General features: G+C 32.6%; 21 protein-coding genes. 10 read left to right on the top strand and 11 right to left on the bottom strand.

Features of this window, described 5'->3' with window-relative positions; all coding sequences use genetic code 11:
• Positions 1–75 precede the first annotated feature (75 nt).
• The 5 genes from NNH57_RS05580 to NNH57_RS05560 all read right to left on the bottom strand — a co-directional run bounded on the left by NNH57_RS05580 (position 76) and on the right by NNH57_RS05560 (position 8,381).
• A complete protein-coding gene (locus NNH57_RS05580; protein ID WP_108808416.1) occupies positions 76–1,869 on the bottom strand; it encodes a DUF885 domain-containing protein in 1,794 nt (597 codons plus the stop codon).
• Positions 1,870–2,031: 162 nt separating this feature from the next.
• Positions 2,032–2,388 carry a hypothetical protein gene (locus NNH57_RS05575; RefSeq protein ID WP_074408287.1) on the bottom strand — a complete coding sequence of 119 codons (357 nt, stop codon included), beginning with the start codon at positions 2,386–2,388 and terminating at the stop codon, positions 2,032–2,034.
• Positions 2,389–2,560: 172 nt separating this feature from the next.
• Positions 2,561–3,373: a M23 family metallopeptidase gene (locus NNH57_RS05570; RefSeq protein ID WP_074408288.1), complete on the bottom strand. Its 813-nt coding sequence runs from the start codon at positions 3,371–3,373 to the stop codon at positions 2,561–2,563.
• 182 nt (positions 3,374–3,555) lie between these two features.
• Entirely contained in the window at positions 3,556–5,334 is a 1,779-nt protein-coding gene (locus NNH57_RS05565; RefSeq protein ID WP_074408289.1) for a TonB-dependent receptor, read from the bottom strand.
• 29 nt (positions 5,335–5,363) lie between these two features.
• Positions 5,364–8,381 (bottom strand): tetratricopeptide repeat protein, encoded by a 3,018-nt coding sequence (locus NNH57_RS05560; protein WP_108808415.1) that lies wholly within the window; start codon positions 8,379–8,381, stop codon positions 5,364–5,366.
• Between the two features lie 368 nt (positions 8,382–8,749).
• On the opposite strand from NNH57_RS05560, the gene NNH57_RS05555 reads away from it, so the two are divergent.
• Complete coding sequence (locus NNH57_RS05555; RefSeq protein WP_024768942.1) at positions 8,750–9,433, top strand: cell division ATP-binding protein FtsE; 684 nt, start codon at positions 8,750–8,752, stop codon at positions 9,431–9,433.
• Between the two features lie 101 nt (positions 9,434–9,534).
• On the opposite strand, the gene NNH57_RS05550 is transcribed toward NNH57_RS05555, so the two are convergent.
• From NNH57_RS05550 to NNH57_RS05540, 3 genes are all read right to left on the bottom strand, one after another.
• Entirely contained in the window at positions 9,535–9,876 is a 342-nt protein-coding gene (locus NNH57_RS05550; protein WP_108808414.1) for a tRNA-binding protein, read from the bottom strand.
• 412 nt (positions 9,877–10,288) lie between these two features.
• Positions 10,289–12,088, bottom strand: coding sequence for a translational GTPase TypA (typA, locus tag NNH57_RS05545; protein ID WP_108808413.1), 1,800 nt, complete (start codon positions 12,086–12,088; stop codon positions 10,289–10,291).
• A gap of 133 nt (positions 12,089–12,221) precedes the next feature.
• The gene (locus tag NNH57_RS05540; protein ID WP_074408293.1) at positions 12,222–12,767 is read right to left on the bottom strand and encodes a DUF3575 domain-containing protein; all 546 of its coding nucleotides are present in this window, start codon (positions 12,765–12,767) and stop codon (positions 12,222–12,224) included.
• Positions 12,768–12,889: 122 nt separating this feature from the next.
• On the opposite strand from NNH57_RS05540, the gene kdsA reads away from it, so the two are divergent.
• Positions 12,890–13,708: a 3-deoxy-8-phosphooctulonate synthase gene (kdsA, locus tag NNH57_RS05535; protein WP_074408294.1), complete on the top strand. Its 819-nt coding sequence runs from the start codon at positions 12,890–12,892 to the stop codon at positions 13,706–13,708.
• Here kdsA and NNH57_RS05530 read toward each other — a convergent pair.
• From NNH57_RS05530 to NNH57_RS05520, 3 genes are all read right to left on the bottom strand, one after another.
• Entirely contained in the window at positions 13,695–14,057 is a 363-nt protein-coding gene (locus tag NNH57_RS05530) for a DUF1801 domain-containing protein (RefSeq protein ID WP_074408295.1), read from the bottom strand. The two genes, kdsA and NNH57_RS05530, sit on opposite strands and share 14 nt — an antisense overlap.
• Before the next feature lie 16 nt (positions 14,058–14,073).
• Positions 14,074–14,565, bottom strand: a complete 492-nt coding sequence (locus NNH57_RS05525) for an ankyrin repeat domain-containing protein (protein WP_234423398.1) — start codon at positions 14,563–14,565, stop codon at positions 14,074–14,076.
• A gap of 251 nt (positions 14,566–14,816) precedes the next feature.
• On the bottom strand, positions 14,817–16,340 hold the full coding sequence (locus tag NNH57_RS05520; protein WP_074408297.1) for a catalase: 1,524 nt from the start codon (positions 16,338–16,340) through the stop codon (positions 14,817–14,819).
• A 75-nt stretch (positions 16,341–16,415) separates the two neighbouring features.
• On the opposite strand from NNH57_RS05520, the gene NNH57_RS05515 reads away from it, so the two are divergent.
• From NNH57_RS05515 to creD, 8 genes are all read left to right on the top strand, one after another.
• The gene (locus NNH57_RS05515; protein ID WP_082994902.1) at positions 16,416–17,381 is read left to right on the top strand and encodes a LysR substrate-binding domain-containing protein; all 966 of its coding nucleotides are present in this window, start codon (positions 16,416–16,418) and stop codon (positions 17,379–17,381) included.
• 174 nt (positions 17,382–17,555) lie between these two features.
• The gene (locus tag NNH57_RS05510; protein WP_074408299.1) at positions 17,556–18,179 is read left to right on the top strand and encodes a hypothetical protein; all 624 of its coding nucleotides are present in this window, start codon (positions 17,556–17,558) and stop codon (positions 18,177–18,179) included.
• A 111-nt stretch (positions 18,180–18,290) separates the two neighbouring features.
• Positions 18,291–18,584, top strand: a complete 294-nt coding sequence (locus NNH57_RS05505; RefSeq protein WP_034242778.1) for a winged helix-turn-helix domain-containing protein — start codon at positions 18,291–18,293, stop codon at positions 18,582–18,584.
• Positions 18,585–18,639: 55 nt separating this feature from the next.
• On the top strand, positions 18,640–19,101 hold the full coding sequence (locus NNH57_RS05500) for a Coq4 family protein (RefSeq protein WP_074408300.1): 462 nt from the start codon (positions 18,640–18,642) through the stop codon (positions 19,099–19,101).
• Entirely contained in the window at positions 19,098–19,409 is a 312-nt protein-coding gene (locus NNH57_RS05495; protein WP_108808411.1) for a hypothetical protein, read from the top strand. Before NNH57_RS05500 ends, NNH57_RS05495 begins: the two co-directional genes overlap by 4 nt.
• Positions 19,410–19,419: 10 nt before the next feature.
• Positions 19,420–19,704, top strand: a complete 285-nt coding sequence (locus tag NNH57_RS05490) for a hypothetical protein (protein ID WP_074408301.1) — start codon at positions 19,420–19,422, stop codon at positions 19,702–19,704.
• Between the two features lie 12 nt (positions 19,705–19,716).
• Positions 19,717–20,364, top strand: coding sequence for a DUF1361 domain-containing protein (locus tag NNH57_RS05485; RefSeq protein ID WP_108808410.1), 648 nt, complete (start codon positions 19,717–19,719; stop codon positions 20,362–20,364).
• 30 nt (positions 20,365–20,394) lie between these two features.
• The gene (gene creD / locus NNH57_RS05480; RefSeq protein WP_108808409.1) at positions 20,395–21,750 is read left to right on the top strand and encodes a cell envelope integrity protein CreD; all 1,356 of its coding nucleotides are present in this window, start codon (positions 20,395–20,397) and stop codon (positions 21,748–21,750) included.
• The last annotated feature ends 52 nt before the right edge of the window (positions 21,751–21,802 follow it).

The following is a 21,802-nucleotide window of genomic DNA, read 5'->3' as shown; positions in this document are numbered from 1 at the left end:
AGAACATATTAAAAAACGCGCATAAGTTTATGCGCGTTTTTATTTTATGGATTAGAATACCGTTTTACTAACTTATTATTTATTACTGGCAATCCATGTATTGATTTTATTTTCTAGCAATGCCAATGGTACACATCCGGTTTCTAAGACCTGATTATGAAACTGGCGAATATCAAACTTATCTCCTAGTGCTGCTTCTGCTTTGGCACGAAGTTCTCTTATTTTTAACTGCCCAATTTTATAAGATAATGCCTGACCTGGATTAGCCATATAGCGTTCTATTTCGGAAGTAATCCCAGCTTCTGATTCTGCCTCGTTATCTAAAGAATATTGAATTGCCTGCTCACGTGTCCATCCTTTAGAATGTAATCCTGTATCTACAACAAGACGAACAGCACGATGCATCTCTGCTCCTAACATTCCGAAATACTGATATGGATCTGTGTATAAGCCTAGTTCTTTACCCAAAGACTCACTATATAATGCCCATCCTTCGCCATAACCACTATACCATAATGTTTTTCTGAATTTTGGTAATTCTTCGCTTTCCTGAGTTAATGAGATTTGATAATGATGGCCTGGTATTGCTTCATGTAAAAACAACGACTCATCACTATACGTATTATACTTGGTTACCTCTGGAATCGGTGTATAAAAAATCCCTGGGCGAGTACCATCTAATGACCCTGGATTATATTCTGCACTAGCAGAGTTCTCACGAAAAGCTTCTGTTCTACGTACTTCAAATGGTGTTTTTGGCTTTACATCAAACAGTTTTTCAATCTGTGGTTTCATGCGATCATGGATTGCATTAAAATTGTCGATCACTTGCTGTGGTTCTGTAAATGGCATCAATTCTTTCTTATTACGCACATGATCAAAAAATGATTTTAGATCGCCGGCATATCCTACTTGCTCTTTAATTTTTTCCATTTCAGAGGAGATCCTGGCAACTTCAGAAAGTCCCAGCTTATGAATCTCATCGGCTGTCATAGTCGTTGTTGTGTACAACTTGATTTGATATTGATAAAAGTCTTTTCCGCCAGGAATACCTTCAATACCAGAACTAGTTCTACCCGCTTCCATATAATCTGTACTCATAAATTTATGAAGGCTTTTATAGGTAGGAACAATTTTTTCGGAAACCATTTTGCTGTAAGCTTCTGTTAATTGTTTTTTGTCTTCATCAGAAAAATCTTCTGGAAAATTCTTTACAGGAGTATAGAAAAGATGTTGATCTAAGTCTTCAACTGTTAATGCTTCTAATTGCGGAAGCACTTTTACGATCAACGATTTTGGTAACACATATCCTGCAGCCATACCTTCTTTCATTTTTGCTTCGGCAGATGTCATCCAATCTATATATCCTTCCAGACGTTTTAGCCAATTATTATAATCTTGGACAGTCTTAAAAGGTTGTGCACTAGCACCACTCGCCAATTGCCCGGCAACAAGATTAATAGACCACATTTGATCAATAGGAAAATAGTCTTGTTTAAAATTAAACCTTTCTAAGTTCATATCACATTCCCAGTTGAGAATTGCCTTAGTCATTTTCTCGCTTTCAGATAGTGTAGCATCATCAAATTGCGCCAATTGCTCTTTATACTTTTTAAAATAAGCTTTGGTTTTATTTACTGTTTCATCTGCCAACGGATTAGGAAATTGGTCGTTAAATCTATTATCCCCGGCAAAGGTAGCTTGTACTGGATTGAGCTGTAGACCTTCTTCATAATAATTATCTAGCATCTCATTAAATTTGGCACTAACATCTACCTTTTCTTCAGGTTCTTTGGTAGCAGTAGCTTCATTTTTACAAGCTGTAAAAATCATAGCAAAACAAGCTATAAAAAGCATCTTTTTGATCATGATATGGTATATTTTGATTTAGGAATGGAAGATAGGAAAATTAGCACGAAAAGAAATGCATCTTAACAATGTAGTAACTTCTCTAAACAAACGTGACCTCACAGGTTTTCGAAACCTGCGAGGTCAATGATGTATTGGGTTTTTGATACGGTTTTGGTAAGCTTACTTTTCTATAAGTAAAATAGCTTGTTTGCTTTTTTTAGTTAAAAATTTTGTTTTTAAAACACTTCTTTTCAGGGCTATTAGGCAAAAAACAATACGCTCAACTATAAGAGAGTATAAAAATACATTAAGGATTAATCCCCCTACTACAGTATAGATTCCTTTACCTAATGTAGCATATCCTATAGTAGTTGTAGGAAGGTTAATTATCGAATGTAATTTTAGTAAAAATTCTGTTGTAGGAGTCAAAACGAGTGTTCCTTCATTGTTGGCGTACCCAATTAAACTGCATATTGCTGCTAAAACATATAGTAAAATAAATGTAACAATATATGTATGTATATTAATCTTTTTCATCTGTATATCTTGTATTAAAAATTATAATAAAACTGTTCTTAATACTGTGCAAGATATAGCCGTTTAGGCAGGTACAAAACACGGTAAACGATGAAAATTAGGGTACTGAAAACAGGGATGTTTTATACCCTATTTACCGGTATAATATATTTAGAATCTATCAAAAAGTACATTAATATTCCCTACGATACTTTTCTTTTTCTTTAAGTGCAATAGCTTGTTTTCCGTTTCCGGTTAAGAATTTTGTTTTTAAGGTAATTCTTTCTTTTAGTCTTTGAAAAAATACGATGAAATGTAAATGTGGCCCTGTAGCCCAACCAACATCACCGCTATACCCAATAAATTGACCTATTTTTACCTGATCACCGATGTTTACTTGTGCTCCATTTTTTTTAATATGGGTATACTCGGCAAAAGTACCATCGCTATGATAAATAAGAATAAAATTATTATACTTGGCACAATCTGCAGAAGTGCAACTTTTACTAAAACTTTCTTCGATATCTACAACTACTCCATCTCGTGCCGCATAAACCTTAGTTCCTACAGGCATTTTAAAATCTAATGCATTTTCATTTTGGTGAGAAGTAGCTCCATTATATCCCTGAGATAACCAATATTCTTCTCCTTTTTTAAAAGGTAAGTAATATTTAAAACCGGTATCGTATTTTTTTTGGTTATGATCCCCATGATTATAGATAGATTCATACCCCAGTTTTATGCGTTTTTTTCTATCAATTACTTTTAGATCTGTAATCGTGTGTCTTTTTGTTTTTGCTGGTACTACAAAAACTTTATTACTTCCATTAGTTGATGTAAGATTTTCTAACCTGAAATCTATTTTTGCAGACACCGGAGTATATTCGTCATTATCTGCCAGAATCTTAAACCCATTTTCTGTTTCTTCATAATAGAGTTTAAAGTTATCCTGGGAAAACATACCTATTGAAAACAGGCAAAAAATAAGAAGTAAAGTACCTTTCATAAGTTTTATTTTATGTAAACAACTACAAAAACTATACCGATAGTAATATGTTAATCAATCGATTAACCATATATTACTTATACAAAAACCAAATCTTTATATCTAATATATGTATAAATGATTGATGTTTTTATTACTATAAGGTACCAAAAATTTTAAATTTATCTAATTCTAGATTAAATTTAGTAGTTAAACTTATACGTAACTCCTCCTAAAACTTGTATATCCTGAACAGGGAAATTTACCCAACGTTCATAATTATCTCCTGCCAGATTGTTTCCTTTAATAAAGAAAGATAGTTTATCACTTAATCGATATCCTAAATTTACATTAGCATCAAAATAGGAATCTAGAGTTACCACAGACTCAGGAACTGTAGGTAAAGAAATGACTTGATTATTAATATCTTTTCGTTCGCCAACATAAAATAACTGTGCTCCTACGTACCATTTTTTATTGATTTGATAATCCATAAGTACCGAAGCTTTTAGTTCAGGGAGATTCCATGCTTCTTGTTCGTCTTCTGAGCTATAATTAAAATATTCTGCTGAGGCTCCTAGCTTAAATTTTTTGCTAATTTCAAAATTTAACTCTCCATATCCTATTAAGGTATTAACATCGTCATAGCGATATGAGAATGAGTTTCCGTAATCAAACCCTTCACGTTGTAATGTTGCTCTAACATTATTAACAAATAAAGGTTTCTCGTCTTCTGAAATATAACTTCCTCTAAAATTATAACTTACTACATCAGATATTTTCCCTTTCAATCCTACATAAGCATCATATAACATGTTTGTAGGCTCTATAACTAAAGTTGGGGATACAAAAGGATTTTTTTGCACAGCATCCCGATACGTATTTTGTCGTAAATCACCTTCAAGTCCGCCATAGGCAATAACAGCTTCTTCTAATAATCTATAGGAAGCAGTTACTTTGGGATAAATAAAGAAATCATTATCACTATTCTCTGTATCAATACTATAATACACTGCTGCTCCAAGATTTAAGGTAAGATTATCTCTTAATATTACAAGACTTGGATTGACCCCAACATTTAAAACGCCGTACTCATTTGGTGTCTGGAACGCAAGATCGCGTTCGAAACTTCCTTTTAAATAATCTGCGATAAAATTAGTTGTGATTAGGTTATCTCCTATTTCGAACTCGAAAGTAGGTTTTGCTATCACATGGTGTTCTACAGAACTTAAAGCATCGCCAAAATATCTATAATTTAATACTGCTTTCTTAAAATACAGGTCATCAAATTGAAGTTTCCCTCCTAGTTTTGCTCCAAAATAACTTTGTTGTGGATCAATTGCATTAATCTGTTCTTGTGTTAATGAAGGAATATCTGGTAACCCATACCAATTGTATAATTGGTGCTCTGCTCCTACTTCTATCCCATATGTATAATCTCTTGTACGGGACGTATAATTAAGGTCAAGAAAAGTATTATAAAATTTATCATCTAATTGCACCTCTTCTATGCCTCCCTGTGATGAATTATGATGTAAATACAATCCAATATTATCTGATCGGTTAAGCTGAAAATTACTATAAAACTCTGCGAGAACCGATGTAAAGTTCCCAAATCCTAATGTAGCATAGTTATCATAGATATCTATGGGTTTTGGTCTATCGATATTGGCTGCTCTTCCTTTTGCAGGTGTATATGTAGACGCCACAGGAACAGAAAAAATACTATATCGTATTTGCTTTTTCTGCTGTGTCACAGAATCATTAAGAACGGGAGTGGATTTTACTTTAAATGCATCACTAATTGTTGGTGTGTATGCTTTTACAATAACCACACGTTCTGTATCCAGAGTTTCATTTTCTTTTTCCTGAGCGAAGCCATTTACCCCAATTATAAAAATTGACACAAAAAGTAACACTCTAGACCCCACAAGTCTTAGAGACTTATGAGATTTATTTATTTTCTTAAAATATGTAAACATACAATACAACTCGTTTTACTAACTGATTATTACTGTTCGGTTTGGATGGATGAATTTGTTTTTGCTTCTTCGGCTTTGATTTTTCTGAGTTCGGTTTGCGCTTCATCGATTACCTCGGGGAAATCGGTGAAATTTTTAATTACGCTTTCCAAAATATATGTGGCTTGATAAGCATCTTTAAGTCCGTAAAAGTTTTTGGCCATAAGCACTAATCCTTTAGAACCGTATAATCGATATCCGGGAAAATCTTTAGATAATTTTTGAATGGTTTCATTAGAAACCTTGTAGTTCCCTTCAAGATTTTTAAAATACGCATTATAGTATAATGCTTCGGCAGCCAATTCTCCTGTTGCTATTTTTTGTACCTCGGCATATGCTCTCTTTGCACGTTGCATATCTACAGTCTTAAATGCTGCGCGGGCAGTAAAAATCTTAGCATCACTTTTTACATCATTTTGAATTTTTGGATTCGCCAAAACCTTATCAGCATATTCAATGGTTTTTTGATAATTCAACAATTGATAATAAGACTTCATCAGATTAGATTGTGCAAAAATGATATTTTGTGGATAATCGGCATCACTTTCTAAACGTTCTAACACCGGGATTGCTTTTTCATATTTACGATTCTCTAGATATACTTGTGAGAGCCTTGCCAGTGCTTGTTCTGTAAACTCAGTTCTATCCTGTTGCAATACAAATTCGTAATGTGGGATTGTTGCATCTTTATTTCCTTTCTTGAAATACAGTTGCGCTAGGTGAAAATGACTTTTAAGAGCGTGCAAACCATTAGGAAATTCATTGAGGTATTTCTCAAAACCGCTAATTGCACCATTATCATTATTTTCTACAAACTGTTTTTCTGCAGCTTCAAAAGCCGTATTATCCAGATCGGCATCACTAACATCTACAAAACTTAATCCTTTTACCCAGCTAGCATACTCATTTGTCCTTCCTAAATCTACATAGATTAATCGTGCAGTATTCACAGCCTGGATTGCTTCGTCGGTACCGGGATATTCTGCAACTACTTTTTTAAATTTTGATAAAGCTCTGTCTCCCTGATTTCCGTTATAATAAATTAGTCCTTGTTTTAGTAATGCTTTTGGCACATATGAACTTCTGGGGACATCTCTAATTAGACGATCATAAGCTTCGATACCTCGTTGTGTTTTATTTTCGGAAACATACACATCACCAAGAGCAAACATAGCATCATCCCGATATGTGGATCTGGGATACATTTTTAAGAACATTTCTAGGTCCTGAATCTTTTTATTATGCTTATTTACAAAGCCATAACTAATTGCTTTTTGATAATGCGCATAATCAGAATCTGGTCCATTTTTTTTAATTGCCAGGTTATAGGCTTCCATTGCCGGCCAGTATTTACTAGAAATAAAATGACTATCTCCTAATCTTAGATAGGTATCTGTTTGTCTTGCTTCATCGGTTTTGTTACTCTTAGAAAAAGTTTCAAAATATTGAGCCGCCTGGGGGTATTGTTTCAACTTAAAATAAGTATATCCCATATTATAATCTATATGTTCATACTCACTGGTCGATGAAGCTCCTGTACTACCCTTAAATTGTTTAAATCCAATCAAAGCATCATCAAAATTGTTTAGTAAGTAATCACTCTCAGCTTTCCAGTATATAGCTTTTGCTGTAAATGCCGGATCAACTTGTTCTTTTAGAGATTTATCAAAATAGAGTATTGCTTCTGGATAATTATTTTCAGAATACAATTCTATCCCACGGTAAAAAGCTACTTTTTGATACACTTCTTTATCTGCAAAATTTCTACTTCCTTCAAGCAGATCCATTGCTTCTTTATAATTCTTTGATGTAATATACGAGCTGATCAGCAGTTCTTTGATTTCTTCTTCAAATTCTGTTTTAGGATATTGATCTAAATAGGATAGTAAAACTTTTGGAGCACTCTCGAAAGAGTTTCCTATTTCATAGCTTAATTTTGCATAATTATACGTAGCATCTTCCTTGATTTTAGCTTCAAAATCCATCTCTGAAGCATTCTTAAAAGCATTTAATGCTTGTTGTTTTTGATCTGTTTTAAGATACGATTCTGCCAGGTGATAATATGCATTTTGGGCTGTAGCATTACGCCCATCTACAATTTTATTAAATTCTGAAATTGCATTCTCATACGCTCCTTGTTTATAATAAGCATATCCCAATAAATAATAATCTGTATTGTTCCATTTGCCTTTTCTTCCTTTATACTCTTTAAGGTATGGAGTTGCTTTATCATACTCTCCAAGATTAAAATAACTCTCTCCTATAATTTTATTTAGCTCAGATCTTTCTGAACGTTTCGATTTAGGTAATTGTACTAATCCTTCATTAATAGCTTCTTCAAAATTTCCTGACTTGAAGTTCATATCACTCTGGAAATATGATAAATTCTTATTATACTGATCCAGATCTTTTACTTCATCAAACAATTTATCGGCTTCTTTATAATTATCTCCTTCGTAAGCAATAAAACCCAGGTAATACTTTGCTTTAGCACTATATTCTGGAGAATCTTCTACGCGATTTAAAAATTTCTTCGCTTCGTTAAATCTCTGAATTTTAAAATAAGCATACCCATTATTAAAATTATATTTCTCCTTTTCTGCCCGACCTAAATTACTTTCATCAACTTTATCATACCATTTACGAGCGTACGCATATTTACCATTATCAAAATAGTATGTTGCTGCATCCAGGTACGCTGCATTACGCTTAATACTTGTAGGGTATTGTACTACAAAATCTTCTAAAAGTTGATCTGCTCCTTTTTGATTTAGCCACACCGCACAATTAGCAATATAATAGGTGCAATCGGCATCAATATTCTCATCTGTAGAGGCATCTTTGACCTTATCAAATAAGTTTTGAGCTGCCAGAAATTGTTTGTTATTATACAATTCGAGAGCCTGATTATACAGTACTAATTCATTGGTGTAAATTGCGGATTGCTGTGCAGACATATATGTAGACAGAACAATCACAAAAAGCATCGAGGTGATGTATTTGTTCATTTAAGTAAGTATTACAATCTAAAAAGTAAATATCGTTTCCCGCGAATAAATTTTGTGTTAAAGATACCCTAATCTTCTATTTTAATAACGAAATATTTTAGATATAATTACATCGTAAATTTAGAATTGTGAATACTTTATGAATATTAAAACTTTACTTTTGGTGTAATTTGCTCAATACAGATCAATAAAAATGATAGTTTTGCCTTCAATTTAAGGTTTAGGTTTTATAGAAATTAAAATATTTATTATGAAACTCTGTTATTTATTTAGAGTAAATGAACTCGTTTAAATTTTTTCTATACCTGATTTTTTTTAACAGAAAACTTTTTACTTTTACCAAGTATATTAATTCAGAATCATAAACTATGTCTAATACGGTATTAAGCCTCAAAAATGCTTCAATTTATCAACGCGAAAGCTTAATTCTTTCTGATGTCAATGTAGAAGTGAACAAAGGGGATTTTGTATATCTTATTGGTAAGACCGGTACAGGTAAAAGTAGTTTTATGAAAACGTTGTACGGGGATCTTCCTTTGTTAGAAGGTGAAGGGAGCATTGTTGATTTTGATTTACCTACCCTACAAGAAAATCAAATCCCTTTTTTACGCAGAAAATTAGGTATTGTATTTCAGGATTTTAAATTACTTAATGACAGAACTGTAAAAGGGAATCTTTTATTTGTCCTTAAAGCCACAGGGTGGACAGATGAAAAAGGAATGGACAGTAAAATTGATGATGTATTGGATAAAGTAGGTATGAAAACCAAAGATTTTAAATATCCATATCAATTATCGGGAGGAGAACAACAACGCATTGCTATTGCCAGAGCATTACTTAATGATCCCGAGCTAATATTAGCCGATGAGCCTACCGGAAATCTAGACCCGCAAACATCTGTCGAAGTTATGGAAGTTCTACGGGATATCAATAAAAATGGTAACACCATACTTATGGCAACTCACGATTATGCTTTATTGCTCAAATATCCATCTAAAACATTAAAATGTGATGGAAATAAAGTATTTGAAGTTGTACAAAGAAAAGGGTAAAAAGAGATGTGTAGGTTTTAATAAATCTAGAGCTTCAGGTTGATTTTGTTATCTGTTTTCTACATAAACATTAAGAAGCATATTTACTTTAGCTAGAGGGACTACCCTACTCGCAATCCATTTTCAACCTTTAAATCTGGACTTAACAAGGTTACTTCTTTATCTTCTCCTACAGCTCCTAAAACCAAACATTCACTCATTATATTGGCAATTTGCTTTGGCGGAAAATTGACCACCGCTATAACTTGTTTTCCTATAAGTTCTTCGGGTTGTTGGTAAAGTTGCGTGATCTGCGCAGAGGTTTTCCGCTCTCCCAGTTCTCCAAAATCAACAATCATTTTATAGGCTGGGTTTCGTGCTTCTTTAAAAATTTCTACATGTATTATAGTCCCCACTCGCATATCTACATTCATAAATTCTTTCCATTCTAAACCTCGATCCATTATTTTTTATTTCAAATTATTTCTTAAAAGTATTGAAGTTCTTTTAAAAAATAACATTTTAAGTATCGATCTTTCAAAAGAGCAGTAAAAACCGTATCGAAACAGTGTTTTTTGCGTATTTTATCGCTATTAATTGTATTTTACCGATATTTTGTTGTTTTTTACAAGCGTAGTTACAGGAATTATTCTTACATTTGTACCACACAAGTAAAACATTGTATACGATAATTTGCCCCAAAATATAGAATTAGCCCCAAATACCCCAATGCATACCCCAAAATATCGACGATAAATCCCGAGTTAACTCGGGATTTTATTTTTAATACCAGTTATAGTTTTAACTTACTGTAATAAAAAACCCCCGAGAATCTCTCGGGGGTTTTTTATTTTTATATGTATACCTTAAAAGAGTTTAAACGATTTTATTTCGTTTACGTTCAACTTCTGTTAAGTAGATTTTACGCAATCTTAAAAAGTTAGGAGTAACTTCTACGTATTCGTCTTTTTGGATATATTCTAAAGCTTCTTCTAATGAAAACTTGATCGCAGGTACAATCTTAGCTTTATCATCTGCTCCCGAAGAACGTACATTTGATAATTTTTTTGTTTTGGTAATATTAACAGTCATATCATCACCTCTAGAATTTTCTCCTATCACCTGTCCTTCATAAATATCTTCTCCCGGATCTACAAAGAATTTTCCTCTATCCTGTAGCTTATCAATAGAATATGGTATCGCAGAACCTTTTTCCATAGAAACTAATGAACCATTAATACGTCCAGGAATATCTCCTTTAAGTGGTTGATATTCTTTAAAACGGTGCGCCATAATTGCTTCACCTGCGGTTGCTGTCAATAATTGATTACGTAAACCAATAATTCCTCTAGATGGTATCATAAATTCACATACCATACGATCTCCTTTGGCTTCCATACTAAGCATTTCTCCTTTACGCATAGTTACCATTTCTACAGCTTTTCCTGATACATGCTCAGGTAAATCAATAGTTAATTCTTCGATTGGTTCACATTTAGCACCATCTATTTCTTTAATGATTACTTGTGGTTGTCCTATCTGTAATTCATATCCTTCACGACGCATGGTTTCAATCAATACTGATAAATGCAGTACACCTCGCCCAAATACTATAAATTTATCGGCACTATCTGTATCATTAACTCTAAGTGCCAAATTTTTCTCTAGTTCTTTTGCTAATCTTTCTTTAATATGTCTAGATGTTACAAATTTTCCGTCTTTTCCAAAGAAAGGAGAATCATTAATCGTAAACAACATACTCATAGTAGGCTCATCGATAGCAATAGTTTTTAATCCTTCAGGGTTCTCTATATCTGCTACAGTATCTCCAATTTCAAAACCTTCAAGTCCTACCAGTGCACAAATATCACCAGCTTCTACTTTTTCTACCTTCATTCTTCCAAGGCCTTCAAAAGTGTGAAGTTCTTTTATTTTAGATTTTTTTATTGTTCCGTCTCGTTTTACCAAAGAAACCTGCATACCTTCTGTTAAAGTTCCTCTTTGTAAACGTCCAATAGCGATACGTCCTGTAAATGATGAGAAATCTAACGATGTGATTAACATTTGAGGAGTTCCTTCTTCAATTTTCGGAGCAGGAATATGCTCAATTACCATATCAAGTAGAGGTTCGATATTATCTGTTTCGTTCTTCCAGTCATCACTCATCCAGTTATTCTTAGCAGAACCATATACTGTAGGAAAGTCTAATTGCCATTCTTCTGCACCAAGTTCGAACATTAGGTCAAATACTTTTTCATGTACTTCGTCTGGTGTACAGTTTTCTTTATCTACCTTATTAACCACAACACATGGTTTTAGCCCAAGGTCAATTGCTTTTTGCAGTACAAAACGAGTTTGTGGCATAGGCCCTTCAAAAGCATCTACCAAAAGTAGTACTCCATCTGCCATATTCAATACGCGCTCTACCTCTCCTCCAAAATCGGCGTGACCAGGAGTATCTATGATATTAATTTTGGTTCCTTTATAAGTAACCGAAACGTTTTTTGAAGTAATGGTAATACCTCTTTCGCGCTCCAGGTCATTATTATCTAAAATTAAATCACCTGTGTTTTCGTTTTCACGAAATAATTGACAATGGTACATAATCTTATCTACCAACGTAGTCTTACCGTGATCTACGTGAGCAATTATCGCAATATTTTTTATAGCTGTCATAAACGCCTCATTTTTAAGGGTGCAAAGGTACGAGATATTTTGACAGGTTGTATACGAAAGTTTTAATTATTAATAAATAGGGGAATATTATTCAAAAAAAACAAAAATAGCACTATAACTGGTTCACTATCTATTAATTAACATCTTTTCCGAATGTCCATCCTAATCTAAAACCAATTATAGGTCTTAAAAAACTCTCTTCATTATTAAACCCATATCCGAGCCCTAACTCTAATCCTAAATTAAGATTAGAATTATACGTACGCTGAAAACCCCAAACAGGACCTATTCTGGCATAATAATCAATATTAGTTTGTATGTCTCCAATAATAGGATCTCCGCTTGTAAAAAGCGTAGTTAAAGCAATATAATTTGCAGAATTTTTTGATGTGTTCTTGCCTTTTTGAGTTCTTCTTTTAAAATTATAATAATATCGATAAGCCCCCTCTACTGAAGGAAAAATACCATATCTACCATTTCCATTCCTAGACGCATAGGCAAAACCTGTCCCTAATCTAAAATCTAAAGTAGTGTTTTTACCTAATCCTACCTCATATTCTATACCTGGAGTGGTTAGTATATTTATTTTAAACATATGGTCTTTTACAGATACACTATTACTTTGAGCAGAAATAATAATTGTAATTAAAAGGAAAATAGCTGTGAGTGTTCTCTTCATAATTCTTTGTATTTTATTTGAAGGAAAGAATTATTATCAAACTTCTTGCCACTATTACTTTTATTAATAATTCTTTCCTTCAAATCCTAAAAGACTTATCTTTGCCTTCTTAAAAAATACATATGGATCTTTCTGAAATAAAAAATTTAAAAAACCTTGATTCAAATAACTTTTTTCTTCTGGCTGGGCCCTGTGCTATTGAAGGAGAAGAGATGGCATTACATATTGCAGAAAAAGTAGTTACTATTACTTCTAAGCTCAAAATTCCTTATGTGTTTAAAGGGTCATTTAAAAAAGCTAACCGTAGTCGTATTGATAGTTTTACAGGTATTGGTAATGAAAAAGCATTAAAAATCTTACGTAAAGTTGGAGAAACCTTCGAAATCCCAACGGTTACTGATATTCATGAAAATGAGGATGCAGCACTTGCAGCCGAATATGTAGATATTTTACAAATCCCGGCTTTTTTGGTACGCCAAACCGATCTTGTGGTTGCTGCTGCAAAAACAGGAAAAACGGTTAACCTAAAGAAAGGACAATTTATGAGTCCCGAAGCTATGCAACATGCCGTAAAAAAAGTAAAAGATAGCGGTAATGAAAATGCAATGATCACCGATCGTGGAACTATGTTTGGTTACCAGGATATGATTGTTGATTTCAGAGGGATCCCTACAATGAAACAGTACGGCACTACTGTACTTGATGTGACGCATTCATTACAGCAACCTAATCAATCTAGTGGTGTAACCGGAGGAAGACCCGATATGATCGAAACTATTGCACGTGCAGGAATAGTAACTGGCGTAGATGGTTTATTTATGGAAACACACTTCGATCCTGCAAATGCAAAAAGTGATGGTGCAAACATGTTACATCTTGATCATCTGGAAAAATTATTGAGCAATCTGGTTGCTATTAGACAAACCGTTAATCAGTTATAAATTTTTCATTCCTAAAGGTATACGCTTGTTCAAGAACTTCGATAAGTACTTGATCATCGATATCATCTATGCTTTGGTATCGAAGAGATTTTACATATTTTCTTTTATCAGACTCTAGCTTCTCCTGGTGTTTGGTAAAATACTGTGCGCTCCAAAATCCTACGTCTACATACCCTTTAGTTACATTTAGATAACAGATCGGGCTTTTATCCATATAATAAAAAGGAACTCTCCATTTAAACAACAACTCTACTTTGGGTAAAGTCGTCTCAATAATCACCTGTAGATGAAGTACGGTTGATTTAAAAGGCTCTGGTTGTCTTAAAATATATTCTTCTGCTGGATTCATACCATAAATATACTTCTTAATTATTCATGGAGAGCAAAAGTATTACCTCTTGATTCTCTTGAATACGGGCATGATCTAATGCTGTATTTCCTCTAATATCTCTGATGTCTATATTCGCATTATTTTTCACTAACTCCTTTACAATTTCTGCATGACCAAATGTAGCTGCGTAAATAAGAGCAGTTGCATCATTATAATTCTTCAGATTAACATTAGCCTTATATTCTATAAGTAATTGCACTATGTTTTCATACCCTTTAAAGCACGCCCCCATCAGTGCTGTATTCCCTGCACTATCTTGTATATCAGGATCAGCTCCTTGATTTAATAAAAAATGAGCTGTATCTATTTGTCCATAGTAAATAGCCAATATAAGGGGACTATACCCATTACGGTTGACCATATTAATTCCCGACTTATTTGTTTCTAGTATTTCAGCAATTGCATTTACATTTCCCTCTCTACTATATTCAAATATTTGTTCTTGCCCATATACCTCTATTCCCAATATTATGAAATAATATATCGCTATTTTTTTTATCATTGTTTATCATTTAAAAACGTTTTTAATCCTAAAATCAATAATATTATAATAAGCCCGAAACGAAAAATGGCACTAAATAATGACAAACACCACATTATTCAAGAACGTTTCGGGTATTTATTATAATACTAGAAAAACATAAATACAATTCCTTAACCTTACTAATCATCTTTAGCATAATCAAAAAGTACTAAAGAATTCATTTTTTAGATTAATTACTTTCCAAATTGCATAAAATCTTTTTGACTAAACCCAAGAGCTTTAGCTATTCGCATACCAAAATCTCTATCCGATCTATAGAAATAGGTAATCATTTTTTTTTGAATATGAATATTTTTTACCTGCCCTAAATCTCCTTTAAGATTCCTAATTAGATTCGTTTTATCTTTTTCTGATAAACTCCTGTAAAAACTACCTGGTTGGGCAAAATCATTGGTTTTGGAAATCTTTTTTTGTGTAATTTTTATATTATTTAGCTTAGTTTCGGATAATTTATAGCTAGAATTTTCCTTTAACGCAACTTTTGTACTAGGCTGGTAATTGATATCTGCATTTGGGAATTTGGAATTAGAAGCACTAGAATAACTATCAGAATTATAATTTACCACCTCTTTTTTAGGTTGATTTACTTTAATCTGCTGATTATTAGCCCCCAGCCTATGACGTTGGGTATCAAAATAGGAGAACAACCGCCCTTGTAACAGTTTATCCTCTGAAGGCTCTATACCCGGGATGAGATTTCCTGGTGACATCGCAATGGATTCTACTTCTTGAAAATAATTAACAGGATTTTTATTTAATGTCATCGTACCTATTTTTATTTTCTCAATCTTATCTGCCGGCCAATCTTTTGTAGCATCTAAAGGCCAGAAATCAAAACTACCTATATCTTTTGGTTTTATCAATTGAACATACAAATCCCATTGAGGGTAATTTTTATTATCAATATCCATTCGAAGACTAACTGTCGCATGTTGCCAATCCACGGATTGTTGTTTTGCTGCTTGTTCTAAATCCAAATTATGTTCTCCTTGTTTACTAATCCAAGAATATTTGACATAAGTAACTTCTCCATTTTCATTTACCCATTTAAACCCATGAACACTACTTCCGTTCATATACTGATACCCTTTAGGGATACCCAAATCTGTATATAGTCTGGTAATCATATGAGTGGCTTCTGGTACATTAGAAAAAAAATCAAAAAAACGATTGGGATCCTGTTTGTTTGTAACCGGTGAAGGTTTTAATGAATGTACCATATCAGGAAATTTTATTGCATCTCTGATAAAAAATATCGGAAGGTTATTTCCGACAATATCATAATTTCCTTGTTGCGTATAGAATTTTACCGCAAAACCTCTGGGATCTCTTGCAGTTTCCGGAGAACCTTTACCGTGTATAACAGTAGAAAAACGTACAGCTAGGTCAGTACGTTTATTATTCCCATTAAATAAAACTGCTTTTGTATAAGACGACATGTCCTTTGTACTTTCAAAATATCCAAATGCTCCTGCTCCTCTTGCATGAACGACACGTTCTGGAATTCGCTCCCTATCAAATGCCGCTAATTTCTCGATTAGATGTATGTCCTCTAACAATACAGGACCATACTCTCCTACTGTCTTCGAATTTTGGTTGTCCCCGATTGGAGCACCCCCATTAGTTGTCATAATTTGTTGCCCATAAAGAGTTGGCCACATACCAATGACAATTGCAATTAATACAATCTTTTTCATGTGTGAAATTTATTTAAGTTAATAACAAATACAAAGTACGTCGGTTACTCATCATTAATCAAATTAATAATATAAATGACTATATTTATATTATTAATAACTAAATCTTCTATGACACTTCAACAATTAAAATATATAGTAGCATTAGACCTTAAAAGACATTACACTAAAGCGGCAGAATTATGCTTTGTAACCCAGCCTACGTTAACAATTCAGGTAAAAAAATTAGAAGATGAGATTGGCACGGTTATATTTGATCGTAATACAACTCCTCTTACTCCAACTCCTATTGGAAAAATTTTAATTGCCAAGGCCAAAAGTACACTCCGAGAAGCTAATGAATTTAAAGAACTTGCGTATGACAATACATCTAGTATTTCGGGACAGTATACACTTGGTATTATACCAACAATCGCCCCCAACTTGCTTCCTTTATTCTTAGAGAGTTTCTTAAAAAGCAATCCGAAAATCAAATTGGTAATAAAAGAAATGCAAACCGATTTTATTATTGATGCTTTACATAACGGCACCTTAGATATTGGGATTGTTTCAACCCCTTTAGAGGATAAGACGATACGTGAAATAAATTTATATCAGGAACCATTTCTGGTGTATTGTAATGATAAAAATACTTTCGGCACATCAGAAATTGTAAAACAAGATGACCTTACTCCTGATGATCTTCTTATTTTAGAAGAAGGGCATTGTTTTAGAAATCAGGTTCTTAATATATGCCAAGACAATGATAAAAATAAAAACAAAGCTTTTTTATTTGAAAGCGGTTCGATACAAACAATAAAAAACCTAGTTAAAGCAGGTTTAGGATATACCTTGGTTCCTCAATTATCAGTAGTAGAAAACATAGAAAATAAACACATAAAATATTTTGAAAACCCAAAACCTACTAGGGAAATAAGTATAGTGGTAAACAAAAATTTCGCCAAAGAAAAGCTAATCGAGAACTTACTTTTTGAAATAAAAAAAAATATCCCAAGACAAGTTAAAGAGATAGATAATTATATTAAAGTCAGGTGGAAGTAAAAGATATAAAACTGTTTTTAACCAATAAATTAATATCATGTATACTATTAATAGATTTTATTAAATATAATTTTAAAGAGCAACCTATCAATCAAAAAATATAACACCTAGTAAAATTAAATTTGCACAATTCAATATTTTAATTTTACTTTGTATTTCAAAGTACTTTTTAATATGAGCACAGAAGAATACTTAAAAGACATTACAGAGATCAAGGATATGATGAACAAATCATCTCGTTTTTTCTCACTTAGTGGTTTATCAGGAATAATGGCTGGCATCTATGCACTAATTGGCGCTGCTGTTGCGTATTATCTAGTTAGTATTAGCGGAAGAAACTACCTTATCCTAGATGGTAAAATATTTAATTATATCCTATTAGATCTGGTTGTAGTTGCTTTTCTAAGCATTATTACAGCTATCATATTAAGTATTACAAAAGCAAAAAAAAATAACGAAACCTTATGGAATAGTGCTTCCAAACGATTACTTACCGCTTTTTTGATTCCATTAGTTACTGGTGGTATTTATATCATTATAAAAATATCCAGCGATCATTATGGTCTTACCGGTTCATTAATGCTTATTTTTTATGGTCTTGCCCTGGTAAATGCATCAAAATATACAATTGGTAATGTAAAATATTTGGGATATATAGAAATTGTATTAGGTTTGATCTGCGCAATTTATCCTGGATATGGTTTCTGGTTTTGGGTGCTGGGATTTGGTATAATGCATATTATATACGGAAGCCTGATATACTTTAATGAGACTTCAAATTCAAAATCTAAACCATAAAGTAGCAATCTTTATCATATAAATTAGTTTTTGATTTATATAGAAATGTAATTCAATCGGGTTAAACTAAGTATAAAATTTGAAAAGTTTTTTCCTTCACGGGAATAAAGAATGAAAAATATAATTAACAATATAAACAAAGCTTTTGATCATCGAATTCGATTAGGAATTATGTCGATATTGATTGTTAACGAATATGCCGATTTTAAAACGCTAAAAGAGCTTCTGGGAGCTACCGATGGTAACTTAGCTAGCCACACTAAAGCTTTGGAAAAAGAAGAATACATTATGGTAGAAAAATCATTTATAGGTAGAAAACCCAATACAAGGTACAGTGTTACCAAAAAAGGCCGAGAAGCTTTTAAAAAACACGTAGAAGCTATTGAAAAATTACTAAAACAATAGTCATATTTTTTTTATCATTTTACTTTGAAAAACAAAGTACTTTTAAAATAAAAAAATGAGAGCATTTATATTAGAAACAATCTATGAGTTAAGTAAAAGACCGTATCAGAAATGGTTTAAGAGACAACCACCCTGGGATATTTCGGTAAAAACACTTATTACATATCCTAAAGGGAGTCTTGGGTTTCATTTAGGTTGTTTTTTGCTACAACATGATTTTAACCCACAACCCAAATTAGAAAACCATGATGTTTTTCATGTATTAACCAATATTGGTATCTCTGTTTCTGAAGAGGTGGCTATGCAGTATTATCTTTTAGGAAATGGTAAACGCACAATATATCTAATCTCTGTTATAGGACTAGGCACCCTATTCTATCCAGACAAGATTAAACTTTTTAAAAAAGCATACCGAAAAGGCAAAACTGCTTATCCTTTTTACCAACTGGATTACAAAAAGCTTTTACATCAATCTGTACAAACCTTGAAAACCACATTTTTAATCTCATCATTATGAAAATCATACAACCAATTAACAAAAATGCGCTTATCGTAGCAACCATAAGCTTTCTTTTGGGAACTTTACTATTACTATTCTTTTTAATTTCTCAATCCAATATCGTATTAGACATAGGTCTTTTTTATGTGATCATAGCATCAGTTCTTAATGTAATCGTCTTTGTAGGGATCATAACTAATGCCATCATCAATCACCAGTACTACAAAGAGAATTTAACAACGATCATACTGGTCGTTCTCAATATCCCAATTACTATTGGATATATCATTATCGTAATGAACAACCCATTTCTAAAATATTTTTAATCTCATCATTATGAAAATAGCGCACCCTATTAATAAAATTGCGATTACTTTAGCCTTAGTTAGTTTTCTTATAGGAACTTCCCTACTGCTACTTTACATATGTTTTAAATGGAGTACACTATTGCATATAGGAATTAATTATGTTAGAATTGCTTTCCTTGTTAATGCAATTTTTCTGGCATTTCTAATTATTAATGCGCTTTTCTTTTCAAAAGACACCAAAGAGAATCTAATCACAATACTACTCTTTTTACTTAACATCCCTATTACACTTATCTATATCCAAATCGTATAAATATTAATTGTTATGAATATTATAGAAAAACAAATGCCTTTCATAAAACTATTTACGTTTTCAGTTACATTTAGCTTATTATTACTGGCAATCAGAATTTTAAAAACAGAATCTTCTTTTTATCTATTTCTGGTCTGGAATCTCTTTTTAGCATGCATTCCTTATGGCATTACAATGTTACTAAGCATACGCAAAACAAATCAACTCATTTTCTGGTTAGGTTTTGTGATATGGCTCTTATTTTTACCTAATTCTCCATATATCTTAACCGATTTACAACATATCAGATTAAGTAACCTACAATCAGTTTGGTTTGATGTTTTACTTATTCTATCCTTTGCCATTAATGGTTTAATTATTGGTTTTGCTTCTTTATGGATGATGCAAACATTACTTCTTGAAAAATTTTCAAAAAAAATCACAAATCTCTTCTCATACTGCATTCTATTATTGTGTGGTTTTGGGATATATCTGGGAAGAGTATTGAGATGGAACAGCTGGGATATACTTCAAAATCCATCAGGGATTTTATCAGATATCCTAAAAAGAGTTCTATTTCCCACTCAACATATTAACACCTGGGCATTTACGATAGGTTTTGGTGGTTTTCTAATCATCACATATCGAATGATTCAATATTATCAAGAAAAAAATAATTAAAAAAATACAATCACTATAAATATTATATCTATGGAAACCCAAAAACAAAAAAAGTCCTTTGGTCAATGGTTAAAGACCTCTATTACCGTTCGAATGCTAATGGTCGGAATACTAATTTTAGTATTATTAATCCCTTTGTCTTACATTAAAGATTTAATACGAGAACGTTCCTATAGACAAGAAGAAGTAGTTAAGGAGATTAATCAAAAATGGGGAAATGAAGTCCTGCTATACGGTCCGATTCTTAAAATCCCTTATCAGGTACATACCTTAAAAAAAACCTGGGATGACAAAACAAAATCGTATAACGAAGAAGATATTATTACGATAAAACATGCTTTTTTCTTTCCCAACACATTAGATATAAAATCCAATATAGAGTCTGAAACTCTGGGAAGAAGCATCTATGAATCTGTAGTATATACTGCCGATATGAAAATAACAGGTTCTTTTACTACTCCAAATTTCGAAACGCAGGATATCGCAGCAGCAGATATTTTATGGAATAAAGCTACTGTACAGGTGAACTCAACAAACTTAAAAGGGATACGAAGTAATCTGGAATTAAAACTAGGAACAGACCAATATCCTTTACGATCTCGATATGCGCAAAACTCATATACAAATACTCTCGAAACTAAATTTTTAAAAGAAAACTCTTTACCAAAAGAGAGTACTATCGATTTTAGCCTGGATCTCCTGATTAACGGAAGTGAACAGTTACGATTTATTCCTGTAGGCCGTGAAACCAATGTATCCATGACATCAAATTGGGCCTCCCCGAGTTTTAATGGTAATTATCTACCCAATACTAAGACCAAAGAAATCTCAGATCAAGGTTTTAAAGCCAATTGGAAAGTATTACAAATTAACAGAGAGTTTGAGCAAGAATTTTTTGGAGAACTGCCACATATTAATGCTTCTGCTTTTGGTGTAAAATTACTGATCCCAGTAGATGAGTATCAAAAAAGTGAACGTGCTGCCAAATATGGATATCTCGTGATCGCACTTACCTTTCTGGTGTTCTTCTTAATCCAGGCAATAAGTAAAATCCATATTCATCCTTTTCAATATTTGATGGTTGGATTAGCATTAACCATGTTTTATACATTATTGATTTCTATATCAGAACATTCGAGTTTTTTACAAGCATATGCTATAGCAGGTAGCGCAGTAGTTTTACTAATTTCTATGTATTCGAAAGCAATACTCAAAAGCTACAAATTTATGGGATTTATAGCCGCTTCTTTAGCAGCTTTATACGCATTCATATTTGTAATCATCCAATTAGAAAACTATGCATTATTAGTAGGAAGCATAGGGCTATTCCTAATTCTGGGAACTATAATGATGATATCACGTAAAATTGATTGGAAAAACGATTAAATAAGGCATATAAAATTAGCTGGTTAGTTAGTTGATAAAAGTCGTACTTCAG

It is taken from the genome of Aquimarina spinulae, from assembly GCF_943373825.1.
GTDB classification, from domain to species: domain Bacteria; phylum Bacteroidota; class Bacteroidia; order Flavobacteriales; family Flavobacteriaceae; genus Aquimarina; species Aquimarina spinulae.
This window is presented reverse-complemented; position numbering and strand designations above follow the sequence as displayed.